We start from the raw sequence: 1,732 nt of genomic DNA, 5'->3' as shown, positions 1-1,732 counted from the left end.
GCGCCCGGCGCACCGCCAGCGCCCGGCGCAATGCCGGCGGCGAGGCCGGCGCCGGCCAGTCCGCCGGCAGGCCGGAACCATGACCGAAGCGCCCGGCCGCGAGTGTTACAGGGGCCACGTGACCGGAGACACGGCCCCGGCGCAGGAATGGCTAGGATGGTTCCTAGCCGACGAGGTTCCCTCCAGGATCACCAGCCCGTAGACGAAATTCACATTAGGAGTCAGCATGCCCATTGCAACCCCAGAGATCTACTCCGAGATGATCGACCGTGCAAAGACGGGCGGCTTCGCCTTCCCGGCGGTCAACGTCACGTCCTCCCAGACCCTGAACGCCGCCCTGCGCGGCTTCGCCGAGGCCGAGTCCGACGGCATCGTCCAGGTCTCCACCGGCGGTGCAGCTTACTGGTCCGGCGCCTCCACCAAGGACATGGTTGCCGGCTCCCTCGGCTTTGCCGCGTTCGCCCGCGAAGTCGCGAAAAACTACGGCGTGAACATCGCCCTGCACACGGACCACTGCCCCAAGGACAAGCTGGACGGCTTTGTGCTCCCGCTGCTCGCCGCCTCCGAGGCCGAGGTCAAGGCAGGCCGCAACCCCCTCTTCAACTCGCACATGTGGGACGGCTCCGCCGAGACCCTGCAGGAAAACCTGCGGATCGCCCGTGAACTGCTCGAGCGCACCGCCGCCGCCAAGATGATCCTCGAGGTCGAGATCGGCACCGTGGGCGGCGAGGAAGACGGCGTCGAGAACGCCATCAACGACAAGCTCTACACCACGGTCGAGGACGCCCTGGCCACCATCGACGCGCTCGGTTCCGGCGAAAACGGCCGCTACATCACGGCGCTGACCTTCGGCAACGTGCACGGCGTCTACAAGCCGGGCGGCGTCAAGCTCCGCCCCGAGATCCTCAAGGACATCCAGGAGCAGGTCGGCGCCAAGATCGGCAAGGCCAACCCGTTCGACCTCGTGTTCCACGGCGGCTCCGGCTCCTCGGACAAGGAAATCGCGGACGCCGTCTCCTACGGCGTCATCAAGATGAACATCGACACCGACACCCAGTACGCCTACACCCGCCCCGTGGTGGACCACATGTTCCGCAACTACGACGGCGTGCTGAAGGTCGACGGCGAGGTCGGCAACAAGAAGCTCTACGATCCCCGCGTCTGGGGCGCTTCGGCGGAGGCCGGCCTGGCCGCCCGCGTGGTCGAGGCCGCCCAGCAGCTGGGCTCCACCGGCAAGACCTTCTAACCATGTCCGACGAGTTCCGGAAAAACCTGATGGGTCCCGAGCCCACGCTCCTGCCTGCCGAGAGCGAGATCTACCAGCATCTCGCGCTCGGCCAGGAAGCCGTGGACCTCGTGGCGAAGCACCCCACCTCCTCGCTCCTGTGGGCCATCCTCGCCGAGGAGGCCTGGGACGAGGGCCGCACCATCGATTCCTACGCGTACTCGCGGGTCGGCTACCACCGCGGCCTGGACTCGCTGCGCCGCAACGGCTGGCGCGGCGTCGGGCCGATCCCGTGGGAGCACGAACCCAACCGCGGCTTCCTGCGCTCCCTCTACTCGCTTGGCCGTGCGTCCGCGGCGATCGGCGAGGCTGAGGAGCCGGAGCGGATTGAAAAGTTCCTGAAGGATTCCGATCCCGGCGCGAAGGCGGCCATCGAAGCCGAGGGCTGAGGCGGCACCAGGCAACGCGTTGCGGTTTAACAGACGACGGCGGGCTCCCACCTTGAGG

At 67.6% G+C, this 1,732-nt stretch carries 2 protein-coding genes; both read left to right on the top strand.

What is annotated here, in order from left to right:
- Positions 1–226 precede the first annotated feature (226 nt).
- Positions 227–1,246 (top strand): class II fructose-bisphosphate aldolase, encoded by a 1,020-nt coding sequence (gene fbaA, locus AC1D1S_RS21005; protein ID WP_243181434.1) that lies wholly within the window; start codon positions 227–229, stop codon positions 1,244–1,246.
- Positions 1,247–1,248: 2 nt separating this feature from the next.
- Entirely contained in the window at positions 1,249–1,674 is a 426-nt protein-coding gene (locus AC1D1S_RS21000) for a DUF3151 domain-containing protein (protein WP_028277429.1), read from the top strand.
- The last annotated feature ends 58 nt before the right edge of the window (positions 1,675–1,732 follow it).

It is taken from the genome of Arthrobacter sp. P1_A5, assembly GCF_056406825.1.
The sequence above is the reverse complement of the archived record's forward strand: the minus strand, read 5'-3'. Positions and strand labels throughout refer to the sequence as shown.